Origin of the sequence: Microbacterium sp. K35, assembly GCF_004794375.1 — a bacterium.
Taxonomy (GTDB): domain Bacteria; phylum Actinomycetota; class Actinomycetes; order Actinomycetales; family Microbacteriaceae; genus Microbacterium; species Microbacterium sufflavum.
Genome location: NZ_SSDM01000119.1, coordinates 1 through 6,352, shown reverse-complemented (window position 1 = coordinate 6,352; position 6,352 = coordinate 1). Strand labels below are relative to the sequence as shown.

At 71.2% G+C, this 6,352-nt stretch carries 2 protein-coding genes; both read right to left on the bottom strand.

Translation table 11 applies throughout. The features are described from left to right. Positions 1-42: 42 nt before the first annotated feature. Positions 43-1,014: an AAA family ATPase gene (locus DW299_RS03650; RefSeq protein WP_136030098.1), complete on the bottom strand. Its 972-nt coding sequence runs from the start codon at positions 1,012-1,014 to the stop codon at positions 43-45. A gap of 37 nt (positions 1,015-1,051) precedes the next feature. After that, positions 1,052-6,352: Ig-like domain-containing protein (locus tag DW299_RS03645; RefSeq protein ID WP_136035723.1), on the bottom strand; the 5,301-nt coding region annotated here is incomplete at its 5' end.

The window sequence follows — 6,352 nt, the reverse complement described above, 5'->3', positions numbered from 1 at the left end:
GGTCGGCCGGCGCGGGCGGCGCCTGCAGAGCCTCCGCCGTCATCAGGCCGCCGCTCGGGCCTGGGGGGCTGCGACGCCGTCGAGCACGCGGGCGATCACGGTGTCGCTGCTGGTGCCGGCGAACTCGGCCTCGGCGTCGAGCAGCAGACGGTGCTGCCACACGGGGCGGGCGAGCGCCTTGATGTCGTCGGGCAGCACGTAGTGGCGGCCCTGCGCCGCCGCCCACACCTTGGCGATGCGGACCATGGCGATCGCACCGCGCACCGAGACGCCGAGCCGGATCGCGCCGTCGGCACGGGTGGCCTCGGCGAGCTCGGCCACATACCGCAGCACCGCGGGCTCGACGTGCACGGTCGCGGCCAGGTCGGCCATGTCGGCCACGGCGCTCGTGGTGATGATGGCCGACAGCCCGGCCGACGGGTTGCGGTCCGACGCCCCGGCGAGGATGCTCTCGGTCACCGCGAGGTCGGGGTATCCGATCGAGGTCTTGATCAGGAAGCGGTCGAGCTGCGCCTCCGGCAGCTTGTACGTTCCCGCCTGCTCGACCGGGTTCTGCGTGGCGATCACGAGGAACGGGCGGCCCGTCTCGTGCGTCACGCCGTCGACCGTGACCCGCGACTCCTCCATGACCTCCAGCAGCGCGGACTGGGTCTTCGGCGAGGCGCGGTTGATCTCGTCGGCGAGCACGATCGACGCGAAGATCGGGCCCTTGTGGAACTCGAAGCGGTGCGACTGCTGGTCGTAGATCGTCACACCGGTCACGTCGGAGGGCAGCAGGTCGGGCGTGAACTGGATACGCGCACTGGTGCCCTGCACGGTCGCGGCGAGCGCCTTCGCGAGGCTCGTCTTGCCGGTGCCGGGGGCATCCTCCAGCAGCACGTGGCCCTCGGCCAGCATCGAGGCGAGCACGAGCCCGACGATCTCGCGCTTGCCCTGCACCGCCTTGTCGACGTTCTCCACCAGGCGCGTGAAGGTGCCGTGGAACCAGGCGGCCTGCTCGGGGGTCATTGTCATGGGTTGTCCTGTGCTCTCTCGGGGGAAGGGGTGCCCGCTACCAGGGGCGTCGTTCGTAGTCGGTGCCGCCGATCGTGACCCACACCTCGTAGCCGCGGCCGCCCGCACCGTGGAAGCAGCCGAGCTCGACCGCGCCGTTGGCGGGGATGTACCAGCTGCTGCCGCCGGCGAACCGCGGTCCCGCGGTGGGCGCGTTGCTGTTGCACCACACCTGGTAGGTGCCGGCGGGGAAGTTCTGGGTGTTGACGACGAACTTGGCGCACGTGCCGTCGGTGCACTGCCCCGGCCAGTAGCCGGCGGTGCCTCGGCTGACCCAGGCGCGCGGCGCGGGCGGCGGGCCGGAGCTCGCCGATGCCGAGTTCTCGGGTGTCCACTGCCCCGCGGCGTCCTGCGCACGCACGCGAATGCTGTGGCCCTGGTTGTAGCCGTTGCCGACCGTGCGCGAACCGGAGATGCCGACGTTCTCCCAGCCGCCGTTGTCGATGCTGATCTGCACGACCTTGATGTCGCGGCCGTTCGGGGAGCCGCTGGCGTTCCACCGCAGCTCCACCTGGGTCGCGCCGCCGATGGCGTCCACGGCGGGTTGGCGCGGTGCACCGTACGGGTTCCCTGTCGCGGAGTTCGACACGGCCCCGGCGTACGTGACGCCGTCGACGGTCGCGACCGCCCGCACCTCGATGCGGTAGTTCTGGCCGTTCGTGAGACCGCCGATGCGGGTGCCGGAGAGGGTGTTCCAGTTGCCGCCGTTGAGCCGGTACTGGTACGTGACCTCGCTCTCCTTGGCGCCGTTGCGCGAGCCCTGGCGGTAGGAGATGTCGAGCGCCCTGTCGAGCTCGGCCGTGACCGTCAGGCTGGTCGGCGCTCCGGGCGCGATCACACCGCGGCGCGGGGCCGACGGCGCACTCCACTCGCCCCAGCCGGCCTTGTTGTAGGCGCGGATGCGGTACGTGTACGCGGACTCCGACGTCGGCACGGTCACGGCCTGGCTGTTCGCCTGCGCGCCCGGCGTGAGGGTGCGGACCGTCTGGCCGCCGGAGATCACCTGGAGCTCGTACCCGCGGATCGCGTCGCCGTTCTTGTCCGGCGGGTTCCAGCTCACGAGCATCTGCGCCTGGCCCGACACCGGCTCGAGCTCCTTCGTGGAGGGAGCGCCGGCCGCGAGCGGGGGTCCCGCGGGGATCTCGGAGGCCGACCAGCCGCTCCAGCTCGACGGGTCGGGGGCGCGGTTGTGCGCCTGCACGCGCACCTGGTAGTTCGAGCCGTTCTCCAGCCCCTCCCACGTGAGCGAGTTGCCCGTGGCCTCCTTCTGCGTGATGCCGGAGGGCGGCGCGGGGGAGATCTCGAGCGTGTACCGCTCGACGGGAGAGCCGGGGGTCGTCGGCGTCGTCCACGCGACCTTGAGCGACTTGTCGCCGAAGTCGAGGGTCGGCGGGTTCGGGGTGTCCGGCCGGGCGTCGGGACGCGCGACCTCGGAGACGCCCGACGGCTCGGACTCGCCGACGCGGTTCGTCGCGGTCACCTGGAACGTGTACTCGACGTTGTTGGTCAGGCCGTCCAGCGTGCAGGTGGTGGAGGCGCACTCCTTCGAGTACGCGCCGCCGCCGACCGACTTCACGGTGTACTTCGTGATCTCGGCGCCGTTGTTCGACGGGGCCGAGTACGACACCACCACGGTGCGGTCCTGCACGCTCGTCACGACCGGGGTGCCCGGGGCCGCCGGTACGTCCTGCACCGTGACCACGATCTGTCCGTTCACCTCGCGGTCCACGTCTTCCGTCGCGTCCTGCACGCGGTAGCGCACCACCAGCGTGCCGACGAAGCCCTCGGCCGGGGTCACGCGCACCTCGTCCTCGGTGAACGAGGCCTCACCGCGACCCGACTCGGTCACCGCGCCGACGATCTTCAGCGGGGTCTCCGGGAACGGGTTGAAGTCGTTCGCGAGCGCCGGCACCGTGATGGTCTTCCCGGCGTCGGCCTCGGAGATCGTGTCAGTGTTGGCGGCGGGCATCGCCCGTGTGGAGGCCGTGACGGTCGCGGTCACGGTGCCCTCGATCGGCTCGGTCTCGCCGTCGGACACGCGGATCGTGAGCGAGGCGCTGGTGCCCTTCTTGGCGTTCGACGACGCCTCGACCAGCAGCCGGTCGCCGTCGATGCGCGCCGAGATGCCCTTGCCGTCTCCGCCGACGAGGGAGTACTCGTGCTTGCCCTCGTCCTCCGGGTCGGGGTCGTCGGTGAGGGCGGCGAGGTCGAGCGGGGTCGCGTCCTCACCCGGGGCGACGTTGACCTGACCGCCGATGAACGTGGGCTGCTGGTTCTCCGGCGGCAGCACGTTGATCGGGATGCTCAGCGTGGCCTTGCGCCCCTCGGGGTCGTCCGGTCCGTCGCCGTCGGTCACCTCGAACGTGAGCGCGTCGGGGCCGAAGTAGCCGGGTGCCGAGGTGTAGACCAGGGTGCTCGCGTCCTTGAGCAGGTCCGAGCCGTCCGCGTTGTTGGCGCTGATCTTCGCCTTCTCGGTGATGCGCACGTCGCCGCCGCCCGCGACCGTGACGTACTCCGACAGGGGCAGGTCCTTGGTCTCGCCGCTGACGACCTCGACCGGCTTGGTGGAGGTGAGGGTCGGGCGCAGGCCGTCGCGCGACGGCACGAAGATGAACGCGGACGCCTGGAGGCCGTCCGGGTCTGTGAGGGTGTAGCGGATCAGCTGCAGCTCGTCGGTGACGGTGACGCGCACCTTGCCGTTCTCCAGCAGCGTGCCGCCCGCGCCCACCTCCACGTCGAGCCGGTCCTTGGTGCCGTCCGGGTCTTCGTCGTTCTTGAGGATCTCGAGGTCGGCCGAGAGCCCGCCGTCCTTCAGGTCAGACGGCTGGAGCCGGTCGTCGCGGGCGACGGGCGCCTGCAGCGGCACGTCCTCGTCGACCGTGATCTGCAGGGTCGCGGTGGCCGTAGCGCCGCGGGCGTCGCTCACCGTGTACTGCAGCGACGTCTCCATCTCACGGTCGGGCACCTTCACGATCACGCGGTCGCCCGAGACGCGGCCCTCCAGGCCCTCCGGCACCTCGAGCCCGTCCTTCACGAGCGAGACCTTGTCGCCCTCGGGGTCGGAGTCGTTGGCCAGCACCGGGACGGCGATCTCGCGGCCGGGCCGCACGACCACGGCGTCCTTCACGGCGTACGGGGGCTGGTTGATCTGCTCGGCCGGAGCGACGCCCACGCGGATCGTCGCGACGCCCTCCTTGCCCAGGCGGTCGCGCACCCGGTAGGTGAACGTGTCCACCCCCGACGACTCGGAGCCGGCCTCGTAGGTGAAGTAGTTGGGTCCGACGGTCGTGATGCGGCCCTTGCGCGGGCTCGAATCGATGCCCAGCAGCTCGACCGAGTCGCCGTCGGCGTCGATGCCGTCGAGCGGCACCGCGATGTTCACCTCGCTGCCGGCGAGCGCACGGGCCGTGAGGTCCTGCGGACGCGGGGCGGCGTTCTTCTCCACGTCCACCGGGAGGATCTGGATCGTGACGTAGCCGGCGGCCTTCTGCTGACGCGAGTCGGCCACCTCGTACGTGAGGTAGACGGTCTTCGGCTCGGTGCCCGCCTTGAAGCGCACCTCGTCCTGCGACACGAAGGCCTCGCCGTCCTCCGGGTCGACCGTCTCGACCAGCTCCGGCTCGACGTGCATCACGTCGTCGCTCGGGTGGGAGTCGTTGTCGAGCACGGGGATCGTCACGACGTCGCCCGCGCGCACAGTCGCCGTGTCGGGGTTGGCGATCGGGGGCAGGATCTCGTCCGGCGCGGGGATCGGGATGACCACGACCTCGCCGTCGGCCGACTTCGAGCCGTTCGAGATGCGGTAGCCGATGCGCACCGGCTCGTCGAGCGCGCCCTGGTCGGTGATGCGCAGGGTCTCGTGGTTCAGCACCGACACCGAGATGCCCGTGCTGGGGTCCATCGACACGGACTGCACCACGAGGATGCCGCCGGCGGGGTCGGTGTCGTTGTTGAGCACGCCCAGCAGCACGTCGCCGCCGGTGGGCAGCAGTGCCACGTCGCGCACGGCGACCGGCGGCAGGTCGGTCTCGGACTCGGGCATCACGTCGACGCGCACGAGCCCCTCGCCGTTCTTCGGCCCCGTCGTCACCTGGTACTGCACGTAGTAGACGCCCGGGTTCTGGGCCAGGAACGTGAAGGTCTTGTTGGGGAAGTCGGGCTGGATCGTGGCGCCCGCGGTGTCGAGCACGCGGCTCAGGCGCAGCTGCTCCCGGCTCGTGCTGGTGTCGTTCGTGAGCGGGGCGACCGTGATCTGCTCCCCCGCGCGGGTCACCACGTGGTCGGCGTTGGTCTTCGGGTTGGTCGAGCCCTGCGGGCGCACGTCGAGCGCGATCGTGGCGGACGTGGACTCGCCGGTCGCATCGGCGACCGTCACCATCACGTCCTTGCGGCCCTGCAGGCTCGCGGTCGCCTTGTACGTCATCTGCCCGTCGCGGCTGAAGTCGACCTCGTCGCCCGGCGCGGGGATGACCTCCTTGAGGTAGATGTCGTCGCCGTCGGGGTCGATCCAGTCGGGGAGGATGTTGTACGAGATCGTGCCGCCGGTCTCCACCGCCAGCGAGGTCTTCCGCTTGGGCTCCGGCGCGGCGTTCTCGCTCCAGTCGCGCACGGTCAGGGTGACGACCGCGGTGTCCTTGCCCTTGCGGCCGTCGTCGACCTCGTACGTGAAGCTGGCCGTGCCCGACGCCTTCTCGTCGACCGCGATCTGCAGCGCCCCGCCGTTGTTGATGGGCTGCACCGTGCCGATGCCCGGCTGCGCCTCGGCCAGCGCGGCGACCAGGACGTCGCCGTCGGGGTCGTTGTCGTTGTCGAGCACCGGCAGCAGCGTGGTCGCGCCCGGTCGCACGCCGTAGGAGTCGTCTTCCGCGATGGGCGGGGTGTTCTCCTCGCTGCGCTCGGGCAGCGTGGTCTCGACCGTCTCCTCCGTGGAGTCGTCCTGGTTCTCGGTCTCGCCCTCGGGCGGGGTCAGGTCGTTCCAGTTGTCGACGCGCTGCAGGCTCTCGTTCGCGAGCCAGGCGGCGCCGCCGACCGCGTCGTTGAGGATGATCACGTCGCGGTTGACGCGGAACGTGAGGCTCGACGAGTCCTCCGCGCCGTCGATGGGGGCGTTGACGTCGTTGCCATCGCCCGGGCACTCGCGGATGAACGTGGCCGAGCCCGCCCACGCGCCATACGTGCAGCCGCGGAGCCACACGGGGGCCGCGGCCGTGCCGTCGGCTCCCGCCGAGGTCTCCTCGGGTTCTCCGCCGTCGAACGGCACGCGCACCAGCGCGGAGGGCGTCGCGAGGGCGACCGCGTC